Source organism: Dolichospermum heterosporum TAC447 (assembly GCF_024584745.1).
Taxonomy (GTDB): Bacteria; Cyanobacteriota; Cyanobacteriia; order Cyanobacteriales; family Nostocaceae; genus Dolichospermum; species Dolichospermum heterosporum.
Window position 1 is genome coordinate 4,820,858 of record NZ_CP099464.1, and the last position, 25,368, is coordinate 4,846,225.

The 25,368-nt window shown below is 37.2% G+C and carries 17 protein-coding genes and 1 other RNA gene; 6 read left to right on the forward strand and 12 right to left on the reverse strand.

What is annotated here, in order from left to right:
* Window positions 1–8 precede the first annotated feature (8 nt).
* Entirely contained in the window at window positions 9–1,373 is a 1,365-nt protein-coding gene (locus NG743_RS21905) for a sedoheptulose 7-phosphate cyclase (protein WP_257120887.1), read from the reverse strand.
* A 730-nt stretch (window positions 1,374–2,103) separates the two neighbouring features.
* Between NG743_RS21905 and NG743_RS21910 the strand changes: the two genes are divergently transcribed.
* A complete protein-coding gene (locus tag NG743_RS21910) occupies window positions 2,104–3,696 on the forward strand; it encodes a glycoside hydrolase family 57 protein (RefSeq protein ID WP_027401826.1) in 1,593 nt (530 codons plus the stop codon).
* A 99-nt stretch (window positions 3,697–3,795) separates the two neighbouring features.
* Here the strand turns inward: NG743_RS21910 and NG743_RS21915 are convergent, their stop codons facing one another.
* Together NG743_RS21915 and NG743_RS21920 are read right to left on the reverse strand one after the other, a co-directional pair.
* Entirely contained in the window at window positions 3,796–4,023 is a 228-nt protein-coding gene (locus NG743_RS21915) for a photosystem II protein, Psb35-related (RefSeq protein WP_027401825.1), read from the reverse strand.
* A 433-nt stretch (window positions 4,024–4,456) separates the two neighbouring features.
* Window positions 4,457–5,884 carry a phosphoglucomutase/phosphomannomutase family protein gene (locus NG743_RS21920; RefSeq protein ID WP_027401824.1) on the reverse strand — a complete coding sequence of 476 codons (1,428 nt, stop codon included), beginning with the start codon at window positions 5,882–5,884 and terminating at the stop codon, window positions 4,457–4,459.
* A gap of 122 nt (window positions 5,885–6,006) precedes the next feature.
* Between NG743_RS21920 and NG743_RS21925 the strand changes: the two genes are divergently transcribed.
* The 3 genes from NG743_RS21925 (at window position 6,007) to rbp (NG743_RS21935) (ending at window position 8,027) form a co-directional block, all read left to right on the forward strand.
* A complete protein-coding gene (locus NG743_RS21925) occupies window positions 6,007–6,882 on the forward strand; it encodes a PD-(D/E)XK nuclease family protein (protein WP_027401823.1) in 876 nt (291 codons plus the stop codon).
* A 417-nt stretch (window positions 6,883–7,299) separates the two neighbouring features.
* Entirely contained in the window at window positions 7,300–7,581 is a 282-nt protein-coding gene (rbp, locus tag NG743_RS21930) for an RNA-binding regulator (protein ID WP_027401822.1), read from the forward strand.
* 140 nt (window positions 7,582–7,721) lie between these two features.
* Window positions 7,722–8,027 carry an RNA-binding regulator gene (rbp, locus tag NG743_RS21935; RefSeq protein ID WP_257120888.1) on the forward strand — a complete coding sequence of 102 codons (306 nt, stop codon included), beginning with the start codon at window positions 7,722–7,724 and terminating at the stop codon, window positions 8,025–8,027.
* A gap of 485 nt (window positions 8,028–8,512) precedes the next feature.
* On the opposite strand, the gene NG743_RS21940 is transcribed toward rbp (NG743_RS21935), so the two are convergent.
* Complete coding sequence (locus NG743_RS21940) at window positions 8,513–9,874, reverse strand: Sll1247 family protein (protein WP_027401819.1); 1,362 nt, start codon at window positions 9,872–9,874, stop codon at window positions 8,513–8,515.
* A 448-nt stretch (window positions 9,875–10,322) separates the two neighbouring features.
* A complete protein-coding gene (gene rnc / locus NG743_RS21945) occupies window positions 10,323–11,045 on the reverse strand; it encodes a ribonuclease III (RefSeq protein ID WP_257120889.1) in 723 nt (240 codons plus the stop codon).
* Window positions 11,046–11,261: 216 nt separating this feature from the next.
* Between rnc and NG743_RS21950 the strand changes: the two genes are divergently transcribed.
* Entirely contained in the window at window positions 11,262–11,519 is a 258-nt protein-coding gene (locus NG743_RS21950) for a hypothetical protein (protein ID WP_027401817.1), read from the forward strand.
* On the opposite strand, the gene NG743_RS21955 is transcribed toward NG743_RS21950, so the two are convergent.
* From NG743_RS21955 to pbpC, 7 genes are all read right to left on the reverse strand, one after another.
* Entirely contained in the window at window positions 11,516–12,178 is a 663-nt protein-coding gene (locus tag NG743_RS21955; protein ID WP_257120890.1) for a type IIL restriction-modification enzyme MmeI, read from the reverse strand. The genes NG743_RS21950 and NG743_RS21955 overlap by 4 nt on opposite strands.
* Window positions 12,179–12,193: 15 nt before the next feature.
* Window positions 12,194–14,149, reverse strand: a complete 1,956-nt coding sequence (locus tag NG743_RS21960; protein ID WP_027401815.1) for an ATP-binding protein — start codon at window positions 14,147–14,149, stop codon at window positions 12,194–12,196.
* Window positions 14,150–14,793: 644 nt separating this feature from the next.
* Window positions 14,794–15,156, reverse strand: an RNA gene (gene rnpB / locus NG743_RS21965) — RNase P RNA component class A.
* Between the two features lie 52 nt (window positions 15,157–15,208).
* Complete coding sequence (locus NG743_RS21970) at window positions 15,209–15,919, reverse strand: hypothetical protein (RefSeq protein WP_027401814.1); 711 nt, start codon at window positions 15,917–15,919, stop codon at window positions 15,209–15,211.
* A gap of 187 nt (window positions 15,920–16,106) precedes the next feature.
* On the reverse strand, window positions 16,107–16,508 hold the full coding sequence (locus NG743_RS21975) for a GxxExxY protein (protein ID WP_027401813.1): 402 nt from the start codon (window positions 16,506–16,508) through the stop codon (window positions 16,107–16,109).
* A 283-nt stretch (window positions 16,509–16,791) separates the two neighbouring features.
* The gene (locus tag NG743_RS21980; RefSeq protein ID WP_172891219.1) at window positions 16,792–16,938 is read right to left on the reverse strand and encodes a hypothetical protein; all 147 of its coding nucleotides are present in this window, start codon (window positions 16,936–16,938) and stop codon (window positions 16,792–16,794) included.
* A gap of 113 nt (window positions 16,939–17,051) precedes the next feature.
* Window positions 17,052–19,406, reverse strand: a complete 2,355-nt coding sequence (pbpC, locus tag NG743_RS21985) for a penicillin-binding protein 1C (RefSeq protein WP_027401812.1) — start codon at window positions 19,404–19,406, stop codon at window positions 17,052–17,054.
* 190 nt (window positions 19,407–19,596) lie between these two features.
* Between pbpC and NG743_RS21990 the strand changes: the two genes are divergently transcribed.
* Window positions 19,597–25,305: an alpha-2-macroglobulin family protein gene (locus tag NG743_RS21990; protein WP_257120891.1), complete on the forward strand. Its 5,709-nt coding sequence runs from the start codon at window positions 19,597–19,599 to the stop codon at window positions 25,303–25,305.
* Window positions 25,306–25,368 lie beyond the last annotated feature (63 nt).

The following is a 25,368-nucleotide window of genomic DNA, read 5'->3' on the forward strand; positions in this document are numbered from 1 at the left end:
TAAAACTCCTATTCCAAACCCAAATCGCTAAGATACATTTCTACACCTGCACCGTGATTAGGTAATGTGCTACATACGGCTTTATGGGCTGCGACAGCAGTTTCGAGTAATTCGGGTGGGACTTCTTGGATATAGTCACAAGCACCAATACCACCTCTAGGAACAGGCGCCCAAAGTCCACCTTCTCCCCGCTTGCGACGCATATTTTTTTGACCTTCAATCATCAGGTCTATGTCTTCGAGAATAGGATGATAAACAGTTAAACCCAGAGACTGACATAATGCAATAATGCGATCGCGGTCTTCTGATTTTAACCAATTCATTTCTACAGCTAAAGTTGCACCAAAAGCCATTCCAGTAGTCACCGCGTGGCCGTGCATCATTTTCACCGCAGGTTCAAAGCGGGGACTCCAAGTATGTCCATAACCATGAGGACGATCTTGATAAGTCTCAAACATATTCGTTCCCTCATGCTTCATATAAGAGAATAATGCTCGATAAATAATATCGTCCGCAATTTCTGCTAAATCCTGATTTTCCTCCAAAGTTCCAAAGTGAGTTTCAATTAAACGAGATCCGTATTTTTCCAACAATTCAAACAAAACAGCATCATCGGTAATGGCCATTTTAATGATTTCCGCTATCCCATTACGGATATGACCAGTAGCCAAAGTGCGGAAGAAACTCCGATCAACTAAAGTGAGTACAGGAGGATGATAAGCACCAATACTGTTCTTAAACTGCTTACCGTTGGTGCAGGTGCGAGGTGAAGGACCAGCATCAATAGCTGCAACTACAGTCGTTCCGACCATAACATAAGGAGTCCGTCGGTGTTGTAAGGCACAAGCTAACCCAGCGACATCACTAAGAACACCACCACCAATAATTAGAACAGGTTCACTACGGGAAACATCACAACCATCTTTCCCTAAATACTCTAAAATTCGATGGACTGTTTCTGGGGTTTTATCTACTTCCCAAGCCCGAAAAGCCATCATTTCTAAAGGAATTTCATGAGCATCAAAATATTTGCGAACCTGCTCACCATACAACTCATTAACTGTTTGGTCAATTACTGCTACACAACGACCAAGACTGTTATAAATATTAGCTAAAATCTCATTCTCATGTTTAAAAACTCCTTCTACAACCTTGACTTCTGAGTTGAGAGTGAAATTAGCAGTAACCTCAAAAGAACGCCCATCTTTTTTATGTGCTATTTCCCCTGAACCCGTGTACCACTTGGATGTTAGATACTTTTCCCCATGAATTAGTTTAATAATATTTGGTTCTGTTAGATTAGCAAATTTTTCTGTATCTACTACTAATTTATCTGTGATTTCTGAAGTTGGTAATATGCTTTGTAAACTCATTTCAAATGCCTTATTCTGATTATTGATATTTGCAACAATGGAATTGAAAAAATTGCTTTTCCTGGAATAGCTCAACTTGAACAGTTCTTTCTTTTAACAAAATTGCCAAGATGAACTGATATTTGAAACTTCACAGGATAATTCTCGCCAATCAGTTAGCTGAATAGCAGATTTACTTTTAACTTTGCTCAAGAAAGTAACAAAAAATTAAGTTTTCTAATCTTGACTGGTAGTTTGTGAGTAAATTAATGAAATTTTACAAGTGTTATTTACATATGGTAACACTTTTTTATTGCTGGTAGTTTATATATTGGTTAAATTAATACAAAATCTTTTTGGCTACAGTATTGATTAGATTTAGTGATTTAAATCCTTATCAAAAAACATATAAGTAGGTGAACACAATAAAACCAAACTGTGTAAAGAAATGTAAAATCGCCTAAACCCTCTTCACTCTTGCCTCTTGCCTCTTGCCTCTTGCCTTGCCATAACGACAATTTTCAACGCTAACCTACTTATTATGGTGTTTGGAATAAGCGGAAAGAAGATATATTAGTGAAAACGAGCGAAAAAAAGTCAAGTAAGTTACTTTACACCCAGTCATGATCAGTATCTAGCCCTAGATTGGTTGTTCTGATAAAACTTCTTTCATGATCCCGATATCATCTTAAAATATTCTTAATTTCTACCAATTCTCGACCTTCAATTTACAAACCACCCTCAAACTATTATGGCTATAGGCTACGTCGCGCTTGTACTTCATGCACATTTACCCTTCGTTCGTCACCCCGGAAGTGACTACGTGCTAGAGGAAGAATGGCTATATGAAGCGATTACTGAAACTTACATTCCTTTATTAAAAGTATTTGAAGGCTTAAAACGAGATGGCGTTGATTTCAAACTCACCATGAGTATGACTCCGCCTTTGATTTCTATGCTTCGTGATCCTTTACTGCAAGAACGCTATGATGCTCACTTATCACAACTAGAAGAGCTTATAGAGTTAGAATCTGAGCGTAATATTCATAATGGTCATGTTCGATATTTAGCAGAACATTATGCAACTGAATTTAATGAAGCGCGAGAGTTATGGGAACGCTATCACGGTGATTTAGTTACAGCATTTAAACAGTTTCAAGATAGTAATAACTTAGAAATTATTACCTGTGGCGCTACTCATGGCTACTTACCATTAATGAAAATGTATCCCCAAGCTGTGTGGGCGCAAATTCAGGTAGCTTGTGAACATTACGAGGAAACTTTTGGACAAGCACCCAGAGGCATTTGGTTGCCAGAATGTGCCTATTATGAAGGTGTAGAGCGAATGCTGGCTGATGCTGGTTTACGTTATTTCCTCACCGATGGTCATGGGATTTTATACGCTCGTCCCCGTCCTCGCTTTGGTAGTTATGCCCCGATTTTTACAGAACCTGGTGTAGCGGCTTTTGGTCGAGATCATGAATCTTCTCAGCAAGTATGGTCTTCTGAGGTGGGTTATCCCGGTGCAGCCGAATATCGGGAATTTTATAAAGACCTGGGTTGGGAAGCTGAATATGAATATATTAAGCCCTATATAATGCCTAATGGTCAGCGAAAAAATACTGGCATTAAGTATCATAAAATTACTGGTAGAGGCTTAGGTCTTGCGGATAAGGCTCTATATGATCCTTACTGGGCAAAGGAAAAAGCGGCAGAACACGCTGCTAACTTTATGTATAATCGTGAGCAGCAAACTGGGCATTTACACAATATGATGGGTCGTCCGCCAATTATTGTTTCTCCCTATGATGCGGAGTTATTCGGTCATTGGTGGTATGAGGGTCCTTGGTTCATTGATTACCTGTTCCGTAAGTCATGGTATGACCAAAAAACTTATGAAATGACCCATTTAGCCGATTATTTACGAGCTAATCCCAATCAGCAGGTATGTCGTCCGGCTCAGTCGAGTTGGGGCTTTAAGGGTTTTCATGAATATTGGTTGAATGATACTAATGCTTGGGTTTACCCACATTTACACAAAGCTGCGGAACGAATGATTGAAATTTCTCAAATTGAGGCTGAAGATGAGTTACAGGAAAAAGCACTTAACCAAGCTGCAAGAGAGTTGTTATTAGCACAATCTTCTGACTGGGCGTTTATTATGCGGACGGGAACAATGGTTCCCTATGCAGTCAGAAGAACGCGATCGCATTTAATGCGCTTTAATAAGCTGTATGAAGATGTGAAAGTTGGTAAGGTTGATAGTGGTTGGTTGGAAAAAGTCGAATCAATGGATAATATTTTCCCCAATATTAACTATCGTGTTTATCGTCCAGCATTTTAATTAGGGAACAGCAACTCTGACTCCACCAAAAAAGCAAAACCCCCAGGATTGTAACTGGGGGTTATTTTTATGTATATCTTGTCAAATTGCCACTAAATACTATCTGGGTAAATTACGGCTGTGGTAAGCATCAATAGCATAGACAGGTACGCGTTGGGCATAGTCCATATCTACACCAGTAATAGATTTAGCTAAAGCTGCAAACTTATCAGAAGCCCAGTTGCGTTCGTGAATGGGCTTGCTTTGTTCACCCATAAAGTAGGCTAGAGAACCGATAACGGCAACCGCTACCCAACCAACAACCAATAGAGAAATTAAAATAGTCATTTGAAAACCTCGGTTTTTATTTTTTTATCCTTATGTAAATAAATATAACAGATTGTTAACAAAAGTTGCAAATTATTTTCTGGTGTGTATGCCCCTAAAATAGGTGAGGTATTCCTCACTGTAATTATTTTGTAATAAAACATACTAATGATAGGGGCAGGGAGTAGGGGGCAGGGGGCAGGGGAAGTAGGGGAAGTGGGGGAGTGGGGGGAGTGGGGGGAGTGGGGGGAGTGGGGGAGTGGGGGGAGTGGGGGGAGTGGGGGGAGTGGGGGAGTGGGGGGCAGGGAATAAAAATTACAGTTACTCAACTTCCACTTCCACTTCCACTTCCACTTCCACTTCCACTTCAACTTCCACTTCCACTTCCACTTCCACTTTTTCTTCTTTCTTCTTTCTTCTTTCTGACTCGGTGACTCCTGCTCCCTGCTATAAACTAAGCTAACTTAGCAATTTCACCTTCCATGAATTTAGCAATCTGACTAAGTTTTTCCGGTGAGTTGGTTTCCATGTACACTCTCACCAAAGGTTCTGTTCCAGAAGGACGCAGTAACACCCAGCTACCCTCTTCTAAATACAGTTTAATACCATCTTTCCTGCCCACCTCTTTCACCTGAATTCCTGCCACTTCTGAGGGCGGATTTTGGGTGTAGGAATCAATGACTGCGACTTTGTGATCTTCCGTGAGGTGTAAATCCAAGCGATTGTTATACAAAGGTCCATCAGCTTCGGCTATAGCTTCTTGTACCAACTGACTTAAAGGCTTACCTTCATAAGCGATCGCCTCAGCTACTAGCATATCTGCTAAAACCCCATCTTTCTCAGGAATATGCCCAATGATACTTAAACCACCGGATTCTTCTCCACCGATCAAAACGGCGGTTTCCCGCATTTTCTCGCCAATGTATTTAAAACCTACCGCAGTTTCATAAATTTGTAAGCCATACTTAGCAGCAAAATTATCTAATAAATGCGTAGTTGCCACAGTCCTAACAATTGCACCGCTCTTACCCTTGTTTTTAATCAAATGCCGTGCTAGAACTAACAGCACTGTATTGGGAGTGAGAACATTACCTTGTTCATCAACAATACCAAAGCGATCGCTATCACCATCTGTAGCCAAACCCAAATCCGCATGATCAGCCTTCACTGCTGCCACCAACTCAACTAACTGTTCCCCTTTGGGTTCAGGCATACCACCGCCAAACAGGACATCTCGCCAATCGTGGAAACTTTCTAATTGACAACCACAGTGTTGCAAGACTTCATCTAAATATCCCCGTGAGGTAGAATAAAGGGCATCATATTTGACCTTTAAATTCGCACTTTTAATTTTTTCCACATCTAACAAGGTGTAGATAAAATTTAGATAATCGGGCTTCGGATCAAAAGTAGAAATTGAACCAGATGGGTTACTGCCGGGTAACTCGTCCGATGCTGTTTCTATATTGGCGACAATAGTATCAGTAATTTCTGGAGTTGCAGGACCTGCATAATCGGGAATATATTTAATCCCACAATAGGGTGCAGGATTATGACTAGCAGTAAACATCAAAGCCCCTGCGGAATTGAGAAGACGAGCATTGTAGGCAATTACTGGCGTGGGACAATCCCGATCAGTAATTTTCACATTCCAGCCCAAATCCGCCAAAACTGCGGCAGATGCCTGGGCGAACTCGTCAGCTAAAAACCGTGTATCGTAGGCAATTAAAACAGGCCTATCCTGACTATAGGCAGTTTCCAGATAACTAGCGATCGCTCTCGTTACTTTCCGTACATTAGGAAAAGTAAAATCATCGGCAATAATTCCGCGCCATCCATCAGTACCAAACTTTATCTTACCGGAATTGCTAGGGTTACTCATATTGCCACTCTCTCCCGTGCATTATTATGACTATTTACTATTAGGAAACATCCAGCAAAGCTGTGGAACAGCCACTAAGCCGCAAGTATCCCCAAGGTAATTTCTCTCACTCTACATGAGCAATGTCAACCCCCAATAGACCCTTTGTTAGTTACCACCTTTGGTCTTTATTTGCCCCCAGCCGGGGACAGGAACATTGGCATTGCCAAATGAGAAGAGGATTTATTAAAGCGCGACAGCATGAACCCCAAGTCAAAGCTTTATTGGCAACAGCTACCCCACCCCAGCGCATTGGCATTCTTGCCCAAAAAGGTGTGTATGAGTTTCATCGTCATCTTCATTGGTTAACCCAGGTTGATGGTGTGGAAAAAGTGGCGAGGTTATTGAGATTGAGTCAAACCCATGAAACAGTTAAATATCGGGTATTACAAATTTTAAGAAAATATCAAAATGCCCCTTTATTATTAGGTAAGCGGATTCTAGAATTAACTTCAGGTGATGAAGGTTTTCCCAAACCGATTGTGATTGAAAAACAAGATTACTGCTTTCGGTTATATGCCGCTATGGATTGTATATTTATTGAGTCTGATAGCACCTTACATATTTTAGATTTTAAAACAGGTAGATCGGCTTTTGACCACAGACAAGCACTAGTTTATTTACTTGCAGCCCGTTATCTTTATCCTGGCAAACCCGCAGTTGCATCTTTTTATAATTTGGAAGCTGGCAAAAAATCGGAATTAATTACTATTAGTAATAGTGAGTTTAAATCTTTAGAATCTGAGTTAGCAAATATTGCCCATCAACATCAAGAAGATTTGCAACAATATGAAGCTAAAAATAGCAACTTCAGTCAAATATTTCCCCCCAATCCTGGCAACCATTGCCGTTTTTGTGCTTTTAATTCTATCTGTGAATTCGCTGATTTAAAACTACCAAAATCTTATGTGATGCCAATTACAAAAGTTAGCGGTAAGCGTAAAGCTCAGTGGCTTTAGCCCTGAGAGTGTCAAAAAATCTCACCCTTCTCCAACATTTTCGTGAGTCGTATTTGGTGATTTAGAAAGTGAGATTGAGTAAGTTATCTTAATTTTGTTCGTTGGGCAATTCCTCACTCGCGCGTATTGTATTCATCTCATCACCTCCCTATCGAGTAGGTGAGAGGCTTATACTGTTTAAGCTAAAATAATTCACAACCATAATTAACTGTACAAATCTTGCTGCATCATCAATCTCCGCCTCAATTATTGATGATTTTGTCAATCTAGCTGTCGGTGATTTGGAGAGTTATGCTACTGGAGAAAAAATTTCCATACCAAATTGGAAAATAAACCTTAATTACGGGTATTATATGGTTGAGGCATTCCTCATGTTAATAGTCTAAAAGTCCACTTTTTAATTTTCGGAGCTATTCAATGTCAATTTACGTTGGTAATTTATCCTATGAGGTTACAGAAGAAGACCTCAAGCAGGCATTTTCAGAATATGGAACTGTGAAAAAAGCTCAACTGCCTACTGACCGAGAAACCGGACGCGCCAGGGGTTTCGGCTTTGTAGAAATGAGTTCAGACGCAGAAGAAGAAGCAGCCATTAATGCACTTGATGGTTCTGAATGGATGGGACGCAGCTTGAAGGTTAACAAAGCTAAACCCAAAGAAGATCGTGGTGGTGGTGGTGGTGGCCGGAACCGTTACTAAGTTTTAACACCTACAATAAACCGTAATTCTATCAAAACAGACACATATTGTGTCTTTTTTAAGTCCTATGGCGGATTTTATCTGAGTGCTGATATTGTAGTTAAGGAACAAGTCAACTTTTTAATTTTCGGAGTCATTCAATGTCAATTTACGTTGGTAATTTATCCTATGAGGTTACAGAAAATGACCTGAGTGGGGTTTTCGCAGAATATGGAACTGTTAAGAGAGTCCAACTACCTACTGATCGGGAGACTGGTCGGAAAAGAGGTTTTGCCTTTGTAGAAATGGGAACAGAGGCAGAAGAAACAGCCGCAATTGAAGCACTTGACGGTGCTGAATGGATGGGACGGGGCTTAAAAGTTAACAAAGCTAAACCCAAGGAAGATCGTGGTGGTGGTGGTGGTGGACGTGGTGGATATGGTGGTGGTGGACGCGATCGCTACTAAATTTTGCCATTAAAACTCTAAGCATCATATTTTCAGGACAGAGAAAATCTCTGTCTTTTTTAATGTATACAAAAGCTTAGGGATCACCAAAAAATAAATTACCCAATTTTGTGGGATGGGCATCCTGCCTGTCCTTGGTAATTAGCGGGCAATTCGTCCCGCACCACAAGAAACTTTTGGGGATTTTTTTAATTGGAAGTCCCTTAAATTCCTGCTATAGTGGTATGCAATTGAATCAGATACATCCTAGCCCCCTCCTCGCTTGCGGAGAGGGGGTTGGGGGTGGGGTTCTTGTATCTCACTCAACTGAGAACCGCTATATTGTACTAAGTAGGTTGGTGTTGAAAATTGTCGTTATGGCAAGAGGCAAGAGTGAAGAGGCAAGAGCAAGAGTGAAGAGGGTTTAGGCGATTTTACGTTTCTTTACACAGTTTGGTTTTATTGTGTTCACCTACTTATCTCTCAACTTTTCAAGAGATTTATTTTTAACAAAATCTCTTAAAGAATGATAAGTCAATCCCACCAAAATTAATACTAAAAGCAATATTCAATTGTTCCAAAGTTCCCACTAACCAGCCAACAGTATCAGTGGTGGAAGATTCATAGTGATTAAACAAAATTGCAAATTTCCTTTCTAAATATGGTTTAACTTTTCCACAAATGAGGACAATTTTTAATAATAAGCCCATTGTCGGGACTGTTCCTTGATTACTAATTAAATCTAAAAAAACAAAGTGCTGTGGTGATGATTGGTTATTAACAACTAAAAAGTTTAATAAATTACTGCAAGTTCTTACCAATAACAAATCATTAATTTTTTGCTCATTGGCTTGAGGTAAAATATCTTGTAAATATTTATATAGTTTTTGGTTGAATTGTTTTTTTCCGTATTGCTTGTCCACAGAAGATATCAAATATTCATATAAATCATCTTTAAAATTACGAAAATTTTTCGCTTGTCCGCCATATTTTATGAACTGTTGGGCAGATTCATGATATGTATTCCCATGTTCAACTTTACCAATAAAATGTTTTAATGTGGTGTATAACTCACTGTCAGTTAACAATGTAGGATTATCTATAGGGCGCAAGATTCTATCGGCTTCGGCAGTTGAGGTGTTTTTCAACATCTGAATTCGCCGCACTTTATAAGTTACATATTGTGATAAATCAATTTCAAATTTTTTTTGTACCTGTGATTGAAAATGTCTAACAGTTTCTTTTTGTTCAATAGTAGAGTTGTCGTTCATTAAACAATGTTCATACAGATAAGGATAACGACGAATTAAGGTCATCAGTGGCTGATTATCTTGCCTCTTAGTTACAGGATGAGTCTCATTTACTACTTGAGTAAATCTCTGTAAAATTAAATACTGTTCGCTGCTGACAAACTGTTTGATTAATTCCCGTAAACGAGTGATTTCGCGGCAACGTAAATTGTTAATTTTATAAGTAGGAGGTATAGCATTAAATAAACTTATCAAATCTGCAATTGCACTATGTATCAGGGGGTTCATGTGCCAGTAGTTGATGAGAATATGGCAACACCGATTCAGGAAAAACTGAAATTCTTCAGATGCGTTCTTAGATGCGGTAATTTTGTCTAAAATTGAGATAATTTCTGGTTCAGGATAATTCGCTCTTTCAATAAATAATGCCCGGAATCTGTCCAATATTTGGTTGGGAGATTCTTTTCGCACTAGGTTTACTAAGTGTTGATAGATTAACTGTTCTTCATGGTAACAGTCATGATAATGGTGAGCATAGTCTAATTTTCGGTCAATTAGTTTCGCCGAATGTTCTTGGGGAAATGTTTTGTCTGAGTTAATATCAATTCTGTTTCTCACTTTTCATTACCTACAACCTGGAATAAGTATATTTTTTATACGTTTTATTATAAATATTAACAGTATAAACACGGTTTTAGAATTATTTTTTAATCTGTACAGGTTAGTCTAATGCTGCTGAGAACATTTTACTACATAATACAGGACTTTACTGAGAGCTAAACATGAGGCAGATATAAATTTTTACTACCTAATCTTAAATTTTTAATCAAGAAACATCAGTGACTATGATCACCAAAAAAGAGTAATCCTAAAATTTGGTATAAATTGGAGAATTTTGTGTAAGTAGGTTGACGTTGAAAATTGTCGTTATGGCAAGGCAAAAGGCAAGAGGCAAGAGTGAAGAGGGTTTGGGCGATTTTACTTTTCTTTACACAGATTGGTTTTATTGTGTTCACCTACTTATATGAATGTAAAAACGCAAGTTACTACCCTCTTAAGTATATTATTACTCATCCTTTGGTGGAGTGCTAATTGCTAAATAGGCAACTTTGGCAGCGGCTTGTTCAGCGGCTTTAATAGAACGCCCTTTACCTTGTCCTAGCATTTTTTCATATAGCCAAACTTCAGCAAAGAAGCGTTCATGATTGTGGTGGGGTTGACTGATTTCTAAAACTCGATATTCTGGAAGAACCTTAAATTGTGCTTGAGTCCATTCTTGTAAGGCTGCTTTATAATTGAGTCTAGCAGGGTCAAGACGGATTTCTGTGGTTAGTTGCTGGAAATGGGGATCTAACCAAGGACGAATCAGGTTAAGGTTGTTGGTACTCAGGTACAGCGCCCCTAGAACGGCTTCAAAGGAGTCTGCTAATCGTGATTCTTGACCAACATGATCAGCGGTGGCACTACCAGCTACTAGTAAATATAATTCTAAACCATATTCTCTTGCTAGTTGGGAAAGAATGCGATCGCTCACCAAGACCGAACGAATAGCCGCAAAATCACCGACTGAACAATCAGCATAATGTTCCCATAATACCACGGCAGCCACTAGGCGTACCACTGCATCGCCAACAAACTCTAGCTGTTCATAATTGGCAGTATCAGAAACCGTGGGATGAGTGAGTGCTAAATCTAACAATTCCCATTTAATAGGTGCATTTAGTGACAAACCTAACTTTTGGACTAAACTTTCAAGCTGCCGTTGACGGCGGGGATAAACGCGGGACATTGAGTAAGTTGGGAAAAAAGGGCTAATAACTCTTAACTTAGCATTAAATTATAGGGTATAAATAAAAGTTGTTTTTTGTGCAAAAACTTACAGTGTCAATATTCTCGAAAGTTGAACTATGCGGGGAATGTGAAATTGGCGATCGCTAGTCTTGCAGTTAGCATTAGTTACACTACAATAAAAATATCAAAAAATATCAACAGGATAAATAAATTGATGATCAATACACACATTGAAAATCAGGTTCGTTATGTCACCAATGTAGATGGAAAAACAACTGATGTACTCGTACCGTTAGAACTGTGGCAACAGCTTATAAACTCTGTCAACTCTGATCATGTCAGTGGTTTAGCTTGGATTGATGAACAAGAACCAAAAGCCCAAATATTAGCTGATTTGCAAGAGTCCATAGCACAGGTAGCAGCAGGGCAAACTTTCCCAGTTTCAGAGCTTTGGGACGATATTAACCCTTAATATTTAAGCCAAAAACACCAACGTTTTTTACCATTAAGAAATTCATCAGCAGAAATAAATGGTTTAATAAATTTTTCTCCAGATGGTTCTTGAATAACATATTCTATCTTTTCTTCATCAGTCATTAAAAGGTTTCCTCCATCTGTAGGTTGGCTACTTTTAAGCATTTCTGGTATATTACCAATAGGCTGATTTCTTTTTAAAATTATTAAATCGTTTCCTTCTGCTAAATACGGATTAATATTTTTAACTTTCCTCTCTGTTGGTTCACCCTTAATATTTACATAATCAAAAACTCTCTTATTTTCAATATCCTGTAAACCAAAACCAATAATTACACAATGTACAGCAGCATTACCTTTAGCTTCATTACTCGGGAAATAATCTTTGGCTTGCTGCATAGCTTTATCGAGACTTTTCCCCCTAGATTTATGTTCTACTAAAATTACACCCTTCCAGAGTAAATCAATAAAACCTTGTTTATTATCAGCTTTTTTGACAGATTGTTCAAATGTTGCCACCCGTCGCCGAGAAATACCAAAAACATGAAAAAACCCATCCCAAAATGATTTAGCTTCTGCATCTTCTGAGGTTTCATCTTCCCATTCTTCAGAAAATGCAATCGCTCGGCTTTTAATTTCGTTCCAGCTTAATGGCATAGTAATAGTATATTTTTACTTGGTTGATGTTTTTTTATAAGTCTGTTTCAATTCGTTTAAGAAATTAAAATCCTTTTCAATAAAATTTTTCTCATGGGGATTTTCTACATTTTCTAGTGCCAAATTCAAATCTCTTTGGGCTGCTTCTAATAATTGTTCGCACAGTACCGAAGCTCTTTTTTTTGTTGTTGTATTGCTTTTCCGATCTTTAATTGCGGTTATACATTTTTTTGCTTTATCCATTCTAGCGGTTGCCCGTTTTTCTAAAAGTGTAGAATTATGAGCAAGATTAGGGTATTTTAACATAGATTCACCCACAAATTCTATCACATCATCTGGTTCACCTATCTTTTTAAGATTGACGACAGCTTTTACAATTTGACCTTCTTCTATTTTACCAGACATAGCTACAGATAAGGCTCTATTTGCCATATTTTGATAAGGAAGATTATCTTTATCAAAAGCAAGAATCTCAGCAATATTGATGAGGGTACTGGGATTAACTAAAGAAAAATCTAATTTCTTGGTTTCTAGAAAATTATAAAGTTCATGGGGAAGTTTTAATTTAGCGATAACTTCACAATACAAATCTAGTGACCTAAAATTGTACAAATCCTTTTCTAAGAGTGTTAAAACTTGAGTTTTAGCCTCTTGATACTTCTGTAAAATAACTTTGTCTTGAATTTCTTGCAATTCCCTAATAATTTGATGTCTTGGGTGTGCGGGAAGAATACAAGTTAGACTTTCTGGTTCAATTTCAAAGATTGGTTCGGGACATCCTTGTTCTCTCATTGTCCGAATAATTGTGGGGATACCCTGACCTTCTGATTGAGCTAATTGAAGTTTATTAAATAAATAAGCAAAGCTTTGATTTCTCCATTTAGGACTGGCTTTTCCTTGCGTAAATTTATCTTTATCAACTCCCCAATGTAAAGTTCCTGGAGATCTAATTTCTACTCTATCTGCAAATACTGTGATTCTGATTGGTTCAGGTACTTCATAATCACGGTGAACAATAGCATTAATTACTGCTTCTTGTAAAGCACGCATGGGATACTTAACCTGATTTGGTTTGCTACTTGTTTTATCAAATGCAGTATAGGCTTGAGTATTTAATAATTCTATTGATTTTTTAGCTTGCTCAACAATTGTTCCGGTTAAAATGTAACGTTCTGCTGTTTGTTCACTACGATCTGTCCCTTTATATATTGATAAAATAGTATATGCTTCTGGGAAATTGGATGTAATACTTGTTTTTTTCCCAAACATCAATAAGGTAAAATTTCTAGGACGTAATATACGATCTAAATCTGTGCGTACAAACAATGGAGAAACCAATTCTGCTATTTGTTCTCTATCAGAAAAATAATCTTCTAATGATTTTTCAGGAAAAAGTAACCCCATTTCCTGCATACTATCTCTAAATACAAGTATATCAATATCTGCTTCTGTAGCACGAGTATTTGTCCGTTTATCAAAATACTCTATTTCTTGTTTTTCTGTTAATAACTGCCTCAAAACACCATTTTTGGCTTCTTTAGTTTCTCGGCTGATACGAACATAATATTTAGAAGTTTCTCCGTCTCTATATATATGGGCATGACGAGTCCGTAAAACTACAAATACTAAAATTCTGGTGCTGTTATTTTCTGGGTTTTCGATTTCCACAATACGAGGTATTATGGCAGGATCAACATAATTCTGACAATATTTAGTTACCTTAAGTTCAACTTCTTTTAATTTATTAGCACTAAGACCTGTATATTGAATTTTGGGAAAACCATGCTCGTCCTTTATCTCTTTTGCTCCACAAACAACATATCCCCCACCAACATTGGCAATGTCGTTGGCAAATGCAGAAATAGTTTTTACTATGCCTTCGGCAATCTTAATATCATCTCCATTTTCTTTCCATTCTACTTGTTCACTTTCTCTACGGGCAAGCTCTTTTAAATCTATGTTGAAATTCATAAAGCGAAAATCCGTTTTATTGCTTGTTTACCATTATAGTTTTTTCACGCTTTTTGATAATTCAAACTTGATAAATTGCGTGAGCATATCCAGGTTATCTATACTTAATTATCATAAGAATACCCGGTAAGTGGGAAACTCAGCGGCTTTAGCCCTGAGAGGGAAACGGCACGAGCGGTTTTAACCGCTTTGAATATTTTTTCATTACCGCCTTGGAGTTGGGAAATTTGGGGTACTTTTGTAATGTACTTTCAACGGGACAATTACCGATTCAAATTCTCCAACTCTGTACGCATAATGTTTTGCACGCGATGTGCCTCCCATTTCTGGGGTAATGTTAGCTGATGCCTCCGGCACGCTGGCGCGAACGACCAGTTATAAGAGCTTTTTAGACTTGCAACACTGTTTCAGTGACCTTAAAACTGTTTAATTGCAAATGACAGAGCAGGGAACTAGCAACGCATTCCGGGGTGTCGTGACTCAAATAACGGCTACCATGAGAGCAAACTCAGGGTGGTCTGGTCAGCACGGCTTGCTTGATTAATCTTGCAAGCCCAGTCCCTTTAGGGCTGGGTTACTGACAGAGCGATCGCTTCAGGCGAAAAAACGAACTATGGAAAATAAAAAATCCATAATTCGTTTTCAAAGAGAGTCGGTAGTAAGCCGGGTTCTGTTCTCTTGCGAGGGCAGTTATCTATCTGGGATGTTTGTTACCAAACACCTCTAGCGGCTCTTTTCAAGCGGAACTGGTAAAAGACCAACCGTAGTTCCTCCGGCCTTGCTTCCAACTGGGGTTTACCGAGCCAACGCCTCTCGACGCTGCTGGTGCGCTCTTACCGCACCTTTGCACCCTTACCAACCAATAAATTGACTGGCGGTATCTTTCTGTGGCACTATCCTCACGATCGCTCGCACTGGACGTTATCCAGCAAGTCTGGTCTTTCGGAAGCCCGGACTTTCCTCAAACCAGTCTTAATGACTAATCTGCAACTGCCTACGCCTACTCTCTTCTTTCTCTATTTTACATTTGATTGCATACTCTGTACTACTACCTGAAAATCACTTTTTCTTATTCCAGGGTAGCGCGTAAGTCCAAGGGAGCTTTTTAATAGTAAAAGGACAATTAATAATTGACACTGGAGGAACATTTATTCCTGGCGCAATACCGACTCTCATTTCGGAAATCCGCAGCACAAGTTGTAATGAAAATTCCAAATTTTTTTTGCCATCTATAAAGTCTTTGTATAACTTCTTTTGTTTATCATTCTTCTTGATGGCAGCAATATTAATTAAGGGAGAAGCTGGTTGATATATTCCTGATTCTTTATCTCTTTGAAATACATCTTCTGCGGTGACATTTTCAGAAATTGTCTTTTTAGGAGCAATGATTGTCGGGACTTGGGGTATAGCTAAATCGCGGGTTAAGTCAGGAGATTTGCGAATCACTCGCCGGGACTGTTTGGTATGTTCAACCACGAAAGAACTATTATCCCAATCAACATATACGGCAATGCTATCTGATTTATTTTCAATACTCATTGATAACTCTTTGAGATCAGTTTCTACTTTATCTAAACCATAATTACCTGTTTTGAAGGAAATACCTACGGTGTCTTGGAGATTTTGTTCTTTTAATTGATCATCAACAGCACCAGTTTGGAAATCAACTTTTACTATATTGTCTATAGATTCAATCATGCGATTAAGTGTCCAATAGACAGTCAGTATGTAAATCATCAAAATAATCAGATTTTGGTCGCCACTTTGCATTTTTATAACCCTGATTTTCTAACATTTTCAAAATTGTAACATAGTCTAAACTATGATTTTTTTGATTTATGTGATTTATGTGATGAAGTTGTATGATGCAATTGAATGTGATTTTTACAAGTGTGACTCTAAATCATCCAAATCACAAGAATCATCCAAATCACAAGAATCATCCAAATCATAGGAATCATAGTTCAGACGTTTTATATTTCTTATTAGTAAGTCTTTTAAAGTTCAAACTAGTTTCACCGAAATTGATTAGTAACCCAATCTCAAGATTATATGCTTCTAAGTAGTTAATTGCTTGTGCAAAATGAACGTCTTCTAATTTAGTTACTGCTTTTATTTCAACTGAAATAACACCTTCGACCAAAAAATCTACTCGTCGTGTTCCTATTTGTTCTTTTTTGTAAAAAATTGGCATTTCAAATTCTCTTGCAAAAGAAATACCCGCCAATTGCATTTCAATTACCAATGCTCTTTGATAAATTACTTCTTGAAAACCATTACCCAATGTTTTATGCACAGTCATAGAACATCCAATGATTTTGGATGTCAGTTCTGAGTATTTATACTTTTCATTGATCATCTTTTCTTGACCCTAACTTACCCTACCTTACTTGATTATTGTCTAAACTATAATTATTTTGATTACTTTGATTCAATGATCACCATATTAAATCATCAGGCGTTGCTGAATCGAGGTATGAAATTTCCAAATTGAACCTTTAAAAATCTTACCTTTGCGTCTTTGCGCCTTTGCGTGAGACTAAAATTCATACCCTTAATCAGCAACGCCAATCATCATTATCACCAACATCACTACAAATCATAGTTTAGACAGATGCAGGGAAAGAAAAGCAGTTCATAAATTAACTTGCGTGTTCCCAGTCGCTGAGTGATTCAGACTGTTGATTTTTCGCTTTAGTTTTGCGGACTGGTACTTTAGGAGTCCCAATATCAACAGGAGGAAACGACTGTTTCTTTTTAGCAGACTTGGTTTCTTGTGTATTCTTCATGGCTATTTTCACTTGCTTAAAAGTTTCAACTATATTTACATTATCGAATTTGATTGATCAAATTCCGGATAAAAGATTGAATTTATTATTAAAATTTTATCAATCCATAACTCCTATAATTTAGTAGGATCTGCTACAGAAAAACCTTGTTTTCTCGGTTGGATATTTCCTAACTTTACTTGAAAGTTTATTTGGTCACGCATCTTACCAGTTCTGGCTTCTAGCTTCCAATTACCGGGGCGTAAATGCCAAAATATCGCATTTGTTGATTGTGTAGATAAATGTTGATCATTTAGCCACCAGTCTATGGACTGATTTAATGTTCCACTAGCTTTAAATTCTATTTTTTGCTGTCCCTCTCCAGATGGATACAGCAGAAATAAATCCCCATTACGAGGAGAGATAATTCGGAAATTATCAGGATTAAAATGCAATTGTGGCTGTTTTGCTAACCATTGATCATACACAGGTGATAAATGAAAATCCGTAGATTTTTGATATGCAATTTTATCTTTTACAGAGAAATATTCTTGAACTACGGAAGTACAGCTAGGTGTAGGTTTTAGCCCTGTAATGGCACAAATTGGTAATTTTACCATGCCCTCTGGCGATGGAAAATTAGCGGGTGTTTGATGTTCATGCAGATGTAACATGATTCTGTTCCACAAAGGTGCAGCCCCTGTGACACCGGAAACCTGACGCATGGGTTCACCGTTGAAATTACCCACCCAGGTAGCCACAGTATAATCACTACTAAAGCCAACTGTCCAGGTATCACGATAATTTGAAGATGTACCAGTTTTGACAGCGACGGGAAAGGGCAAATTTAACACTGAGTCTACACCAAAAGCTGTGGATCGGGCATAGCGATCGCTTAACATATCAATAATTAATTGCCAATAATTGGAAACTAAAAATTGAGAATTTGAATTTGGGGAACTGTTTAATGTAGTTACTAATGGTGTTATTTTCCCCATATTAGCCATAGTTAAATAAGCCCTAGCTAGTTCCCACAAGTTCACCTCACCGCTACCCAAAGTTAACCCCAAACCGTAATATTCAGCATCTTGATTTAAATGGGCAAAACCCAACTCATGTAAGCGATTTAAAAAAGTTTCAACACCCACTTTTTCTAATACCTTTACCGCAGGTACATTTAAAGAATTTGCTAAAGCAACTCTCACTCTCACCGGACCGAGAAAGCTGTTAGTATAATCTGTGGGACTATATAATTTCGCTCCCGGAATTGCATAATGGGCAGGTACATCTGGCAAAATCGTATGAGGATTAATTACTCCTTTTTCTAAAGCTAATTCATACACAAATGGCTTTAATGTAGAACCAGGTTGACGTAAAGCTTGTACTCCATCATTTCGTCCTAATTTCACATCATTAAAATAATCAGGCGAACCAACATAGCTTAAAACCTCTCCAGAGGAGTTGTCAATTATCACCACTGCTGCATCATGGACATTATTAGCCTTTAAAGAGGAAATTACTTGTTGTACTTGTGCTTCCACAAATTGCTGTAAAGGGCGATTTATTGTCGTGCGAATAGGTGATGATTCCTGATTAGGTGTATTGTTTTGTTTGGCTAACCAAAATAGAAAATGTGGTGCAGCAATAATTCCCTGTTGACGGGGTTGAAATATTATTTTTTCTTTATATATAAGTTGCGCGTCTGCATCAGAAATATATTTTTCCTGTACCATTCTATTTAAAACATATTTCTGTCTTTGCTGTAATCTTTCTCGATGTTGATAAGGATTAAAATAAGTGGGATTATTAGGAATTGCTGCTAAAATAGAAGCTTGGGCTAAGTTTAAATCACTAGCAGGAATAGAAAAGTAAATTTGCGCCGCAGCTTCTACACCATAAATATTTCCCCCCATAGGTAAACGATTAATATAAGCAGCAAGAATTTCATCTTTTGTCATCCCCGCAGCCAATCGCCAAGATAACCAAACTTCTTTTAATTTTGCAGTCATTGTTCGCGGTGAATTATCCAACATTCTCGCCAATTGCATGGTAATTGTGGAAGCACCAGAAACAATTTTTTTATTCTCAATTGCTATTTTTATCGCTCGAAAAATTGCTTTTAAATCTAATGCCCCATGTTGATAAAAATGAGCATCTTCGGCGGCTAATATTGCTTTGATGAATTGTGGTGAAACTTGATTTAATTTGACAACTGAGGTATTTTCTTGATCACTGGTTAATATAGTTCCTAATGGTAAATTGTTACGATCTGTAAACTCTATGGCTAATTGATGCTGGGCAATATTTAGACTACGAATAGGGGCAAAATAAGGACATAATCGGATTAATAAACAGATTACAATGCAAGGGACAATAATTTTATTCAGTTTGTAGTTTCGCTTTATCTGCAATTTATATGATTTTATCTCACGCAGAGACGCTAAGACGCACAGAGTAAGAGTTTTGAGGAAATGAGTTAGTAAATTCATAATAATGTTAAGAATTGTATGCTTTTTGGGAAATAGTTACGTTACATTAGTTATCTATATATCATTCCTGTTTTTTAATCGAACCACGGAGGCACAGAGAACACGGAGGAGGAGAGTTGTTTACATTTTATTTAGGATTGGTTTATTCACTGTAGCTAATTGCTGTTGATATTTTTTGCATTTATTTAATATGATGATTGGAAAAATCTTTAAGTTCCTGTTTATTGTCACTCTCGTATTCGGAATGACTGGTTGTAATTTTATGACTATTCAACCAGGTAAGGAAAAGTTACCACCTGTTGAGTCATTAATTACGCCAAAGTTACCAGATTGGATAGAACAAATCAGTCCTTTAGGAGATGCAAAACCTACCAGTCAAATTCGGATTCGCTTTCAGGAAGCTTTAATTCCTGTTGAAAGTCTTGATAGTCCCCAACAGCAAAGTTTATTAACTAAATTTGCAATTTGGCCTCCTTTACCGGGACAATTTCGCTTTTTAACTCCGCGCATGGTGGGTTTTCAAGCTGATAAAGCTATACCGAAAGCAACGCGAGTTAAGGTTACTCTTAAAGCGGGTTTAGCAGATTTAAAAAATCATCGGTTAAGTCAAGATTTGGCTTGGACTTTTAATACTGAATCCATTCAAATTACTAATTTACCAGGAGTTAACCCGATTGAAAAAGCCGTAGTTGAACCAATGGGTTTACAACCAAAGTTGCAATTTACCTCTAATTTAGAATTAGATTTAGATTCTATCCAAAAGCATTTACAGTTAATTCCTGAAGGTATTCCCCAAGGTGTGGGTTTTAAGGTGGAATTAGCGAAGGAAGAAACACCAGAAAGTCTAGATCCTTTTGAAAAATTTGACCCTTCAGTCAGAAATTGGGTTTATAATCTTATTCCTGGGCAAAATTTAGAGAAAGCTACTTCTTACCGTTTGAATTTTTCTCCCGGTATTCTTCCTGCGAATGGTAATTTACCCAGTCAGAAAGAATTTGTCAGTAAGTTAGCAACTTATTCACCTTTAGGATTTGTGGGAATTAAACCCTATGGAGAACCAGATTCTGGGGGAACTTATGGGAGATTTACTAAAGGTAGTCCTCAGTTAGAATTTAATAACATTTTATTGGCAGATTCCGTTAAGGACAATATTAAAATTAAGCCAGCACCTAAAAATATTGATACTGTACTGCAAATTTCTGAAGAAGATAGAATTGTCAGCATTAATCCCTATGCTTTAGAACCATCTACTACCTATACAATTAATATTGAGAGAAATCTTAAAGATAAATTTGGGCAAACTTTAGGTAAACCAGTAACAATTAAATATGATACTGGTGATGTTGCTGGAAATATTTCTGTACCATCAGATTTAAATATTTTTCCCACAGATAAAGATTTGCAAATTAATATTGATACCATTAATTTACCAGAGTCAAAATATCAAGCTGCTTATCGCATTGTTAAGCCTACAGATTTGGTTTATACAAATACTGCTAATGATTTATTACCCGAACCTTCTAAATGGCAAGATTTCAAAATTAGGGGTAAACAAAATCAGTCATTAACTATCAATGTTCCCCTGAAAGAAAAATTAGGTAATCGTCAGGGAATGTTAGCTTATGGAGTGCAAGCACGAACTCATAAATATCAAGAAGACGGTAAGCAATTGTGGAAAGAACCGACAACTTATGGCATGGTACAATTAACTAATTTAGGTGTCTTTTCTCAATGGTTTCCAGAATCGGGTTTAATTCGGGTTCATCATCTTAGTGATGGTTCACCAGTTAAAGCGGTAAATATTGAAGTTTATCAATCAAAATTAGCAGAAAAATCTCGTCCTCAACCTGTACCCTGTGCAACTGGAAAAACTGATGAAAAGGGAATTTTGATAATTGAGAATAATCAATTAATACAATGTTATCCCAAATTAAAATCTAGCGGACTACAATTATTAGTAATCGCCAGTGAAAATCAAGATTGGGCATTTGCGAGAACGGAAGAATATAGTGGTGCTTATGGTTATGGAATTGATGCCGGTTGGGAAGCTGATAAACCAGAATCACGAGGAATTATCTTTTCTGATAGACAATTATATCAACCCGGAGAAAAAGCTGCTTTTACTGCTTTTGCAGATTATTTAGAAAAAGGTAAAATTCAAGAAGATAAAAATTCCGTTTATCAATTAACTTTAGTTAGTCCTAATGGACAAAATACAGATTTAGGAACAAAAACAACTAACCAATTTAGTACATTTTCTTTAGAGTTACCGATTCCTAAAAATCAGCCTTTAGGATTTTATACTATTAAAGCTAAAGGTAACAAGGGACAAGAAATTTCGGGAGAGTTTCGAGTAGCAGAATTTAAACCCCCAAATTTTAAAGTTGATTTAAAACTCAATCAAGAATTTGCAGTAATTGATGACAAAATTGATGTGCAGGTAGGAAGTAATTATTTATTTGGTTCACCAGTTGAAGGGGGAGAAGCTAAATATTTTGTCACTCGTAAACAGACTAATTTTATCCCTAAAGGTTGGGAAGAATTTAGTTTTGGCAGACAATGGTTTTGGCCAGAAGAAAGTCCCAATGTGACGAATGATGTTTTGCAAACTAGCACTAAATTAGATACGAATGGGAAAAGTAGTCAAACTGTAACTGTAGCTAAAGATTTACCATACCCCATGACTTATCGGGTAGATGTGCAAATTAGTGATATTTCTAATTTATCTGTTGCTAATTCCCAAAGTTTTACCGCTTTACCCAGTAACCGAATAATTGGTTTAAAAACGAATTTTGTGGCTGACGCTGGTAAAGATTTTCCTGTAGAGTTTATTGTTACTGACGCAACTGGAAAAGCATTAGAAGATCAACGAATACATCTGGAATTACAACAGATAAAATATAGCAGCGTTACCAAAATTGTTGAAGGTAGTAAAACTCCACAAAATCAAGTTGAATATCAAACAGTTGGGAAAACAGATATTACATCTAGAAATACCCCCCAAACAGTCAATTTAAAACCTACTGTATCAGGTTCATATCGGATTCGTGCTAATTTCAGTAATAATAGAGATGAACTTACAGCTACAGATTTACAAATTTGGGTGACAGGAGAAAATCAAGTATTTTGGGGTGGAGAAGAAAAAGATAAATTGGAGGTTAAATTAAATAAAAAAGAGTTTAAACCTGGAGACATAGCCACAGCTTTAATTCAATCTCCCTACCCAGAAGGAGAATTATATTTTGCAGTGATTAAAGATAAACCTCTCTATCAACAAGTAGTTAAAATTAAAGGAGGTGCGCCCCAAATTCAGTTTACAATTACCCCGGAAATGTTACCTAATGCAGCAGTAGAAGCGGTATTAGTCAGACAAGGTAAACCACTTAATCAAGTAGAACCGGGAAGTTTAGAAAATTTAGCCAAAATTGGGTTTGCAGCTTTTAAAGTTAACCTAACAGATAAATATTTAAAGGTACAAGTTAACCCAGTTGAAAAATCTTTAGAACCGGGAAAAGAAGCAAATGTAGAACTGGAATTAAAAGATAGTCAAGGAACTCCCACCAAAGGACAATTTACTGTTATGGTGGTGAATGAAGCGGTGTTACAACTAACTGGTTATCGTCCGCCAAATTTGGTAGATACTGTTTATGCAGAACAACCAATTTCTACCCGATTCAGCGATAATCGTCGTGATGTTAAATTAGCACCATTAGCTACAGGTTTACCCAAAGGTTGGGGTTATGGTGGTGGTTTATCCAATGGTTTAGCAAATACTCGGATTCGTGAAGATTTTCAAGCTTTAGCTTATTACAATGGTTCGGTGATTAGTGATGAAAATGGTAAAGCAAAAATCACCTTTAAATTACCCGATAATCTAACAACTTGGCGGATAATGGTTGTGGCTACAGATGGAAATCTGCGGTTTGGGAATGGTGACGCAACATTTATCACCACAAAACCATTAATAACTAATGCTATTTTGCCACAATTTGCCCGGAGTGGCGATCGCATTTTGGCAGGTTTATCCGTCACCAACACCACCACCAACACCGGAAATCTGAATATTAATGGTGAACTTAGCGGTTTTCTCAACTTCGCCGAAAATAACCCCAAAACCACGACATTACAAGCAAAAGCCGAGTCAGCAACCCAAGCTTATCGTTTTCCCATGGTAGTGGGTAATGTGGGCGAAAGTAAAGTTACATTTACCACCCAATTAAATAATATTGCTGATGGTTTTACTGTCCCCTTGGAAATTAAACCTTTAGAAATTACCGAACAAGTTGTGGAAACTGGTGTAAGTGAAAGACAGGTAAAAATCCCCTTGAATATTGCTAAAAATACTTTCCGCGAAGCCGGAGGTTTAGATATTCAATTAGCCAGTACCTTAATTCCCGCAATTAAAGCCCCTGCAAAACAAGTTTTAGAAAATAATGATTTACCATTTGCAGAACCAGCCGCAAGTCAATTATTAATTGCTGCAAATCTGCAAACTCTCACCCAAAAATATAATCAGACATTTGCAGAATTTAATCCTCAACAACAAGCAAAATTAGCAATTGCACAATTACAAAAACTGCAAATAGCAGATGGTGGTTTTGCAGCATTTCCAGGACAAGAAAAATCAGATCCTTGGGTTTCTGCTTATGCTGGAGAATCTTTAGTTATAGCTAATCAAAACTTTCCTGGTGTAGTTGATAGTAAAATTATCTCTAGTCTGAGAACTTATTTACAAAATGTTCTCGCTAACCCTGGACAATACGACTTTTGTAAACAGAAACTTTGTAAATCTCAACTGCAACTAAATTCTTTAATTGCCTTAGCACAATTAGGCGATAAACGCAATAGTTTCTTATCAGATATTTATCAACAACGTGATAATTTTGATCTAGTTACTCAAATCAAATTAGCCAGATATCTATATCAATTTCCTGAATGGCAAAATCAAGCCCAAATCATGCGGTTGGAGTTCCAAAAGAATATCTATGAAACTGGACGTACCGCAGTTGTAAACTTACCCAAAACTTGGAGTTGGATGAGTTCAAATACTGTTACCCAAGCCCAAGCTTTACAGTTATTTATTGATCAAAAAACCAACCCAGAAATCATTGACAAATTACTGCAAAGTCTGCTAAATTTACGCAGATATGGCACATGGGAATCTAGTTATAATAACGCCCAAGCCCTCACAGCTTTAGTGGAATATAGCCAACTCCAACCCACACCACCTAATTTTATGACTACGGTAAAATTAGCAAATCAGAAATTAGGCGAAACCAGTTTTAATAGTTATCAAAATCCTAGCTTGCAAATAAATATTCCCATGAATCAATTACCTGAAGGTAAACGTGATTTATGGTTGCAAAAATCTGGAAGAGGTAAATTGCATTATTTAGTTGCTTACAAATATCGTTTACAAGGAAATCAACCAGGGAGATTTAACGGTTTACGAGTAACGCGAGAAATTAGTAAAGTTAATGAAGAGAAAACTATTCAAAAAACTGGAATGTATGCTTTTGATAAACCTTTAACCTTACAATCTGGACAAGTATTTGATATTGGTTTAGAAGTAATTACAGATCATCCTGTAGATCATGTAGTCATAAAAGACCCATTACCCGCAGGTTTTGAAGCTGTAGATGATAGTTTTCAAACTGCGACACCAGCATTACAAGCGAAAGCCGATAATTGGCAATTAGGATATAAAACAATCTATAAAGATCGGATTATTTCCTATGCAGATCATCTCGAACCAGGAGTTTACAGTTTACATTATTTAGTTCGTTCTGTGACTCCCGGAACATTCATTTGGCCTGGTGCGGAAGTACATCTTCAATATGCACCAGAAGAGTTTGGACGTAGTGCAGATTCTACTTTGGTGTTGGGGGAAAGAAAGTGATAATTTTATTCAAAATTCTTATAACTATTTAGATAATGTACCAACATCAACAATACCTTGTCC

Coding starts and splice junctions, on each gene's coding strand:
- NG743_RS21980 (WP_172891219.1), bottom strand. CDS start 16,938: ATGAAGAATACACAAGAAACCAAGTCTGCTAAAAAGAAACAGTCGTTT.
- NG743_RS21920 (WP_027401824.1), bottom strand. CDS start 5,884: ATGAGTAACCCTAGCAATTCCGGTAAGATAAAGTTTGGTACTGATGGA.
- NG743_RS21910 (WP_027401826.1), top strand. CDS start 2,104: ATGGCTATAGGCTACGTCGCGCTTGTACTTCATGCACATTTACCCTTC.
- NG743_RS21990 (WP_257120891.1), top strand. CDS start 19,597: ATGATGATTGGAAAAATCTTTAAGTTCCTGTTTATTGTCACTCTCGTA.
- rbp (WP_257120888.1), top strand. CDS start 7,722: ATGTCAATTTACGTTGGTAATTTATCCTATGAGGTTACAGAAAATGAC.
- NG743_RS21970 (WP_027401814.1), bottom strand. CDS start 15,919: ATGCAAAGTGGCGACCAAAATCTGATTATTTTGATGATTTACATACTG.
- pbpC (WP_027401812.1), bottom strand. CDS start 19,406: ATGAATTTACTAACTCATTTCCTCAAAACTCTTACTCTGTGCGTCTTA.
- NG743_RS21905 (WP_257120887.1), bottom strand. CDS start 1,373: ATGAGTTTACAAAGCATATTACCAACTTCAGAAATCACAGATAAATTA.
- NG743_RS21950 (WP_027401817.1), top strand. CDS start 11,262: ATGATCAATACACACATTGAAAATCAGGTTCGTTATGTCACCAATGTA.
- NG743_RS21915 (WP_027401825.1), bottom strand. CDS start 4,023: ATGACTATTTTAATTTCTCTATTGGTTGTTGGTTGGGTAGCGGTTGCC.
- NG743_RS21925 (WP_027401823.1), top strand. CDS start 6,007: ATGTCAACCCCCAATAGACCCTTTGTTAGTTACCACCTTTGGTCTTTA.
- NG743_RS21975 (WP_027401813.1), bottom strand. CDS start 16,508: ATGATCAATGAAAAGTATAAATACTCAGAACTGACATCCAAAATCATT.
- rnc (WP_257120889.1), bottom strand. CDS start 11,045: ATGTCCCGCGTTTATCCCCGCCGTCAACGGCAGCTTGAAAGTTTAGTC.
- NG743_RS21960 (WP_027401815.1), bottom strand. CDS start 14,149: ATGAATTTCAACATAGATTTAAAAGAGCTTGCCCGTAGAGAAAGTGAA.
- NG743_RS21955 (WP_257120890.1), bottom strand. CDS start 12,178: ATGCCATTAAGCTGGAACGAAATTAAAAGCCGAGCGATTGCATTTTCT.
- rbp (WP_027401822.1), top strand. CDS start 7,300: ATGTCAATTTACGTTGGTAATTTATCCTATGAGGTTACAGAAGAAGAC.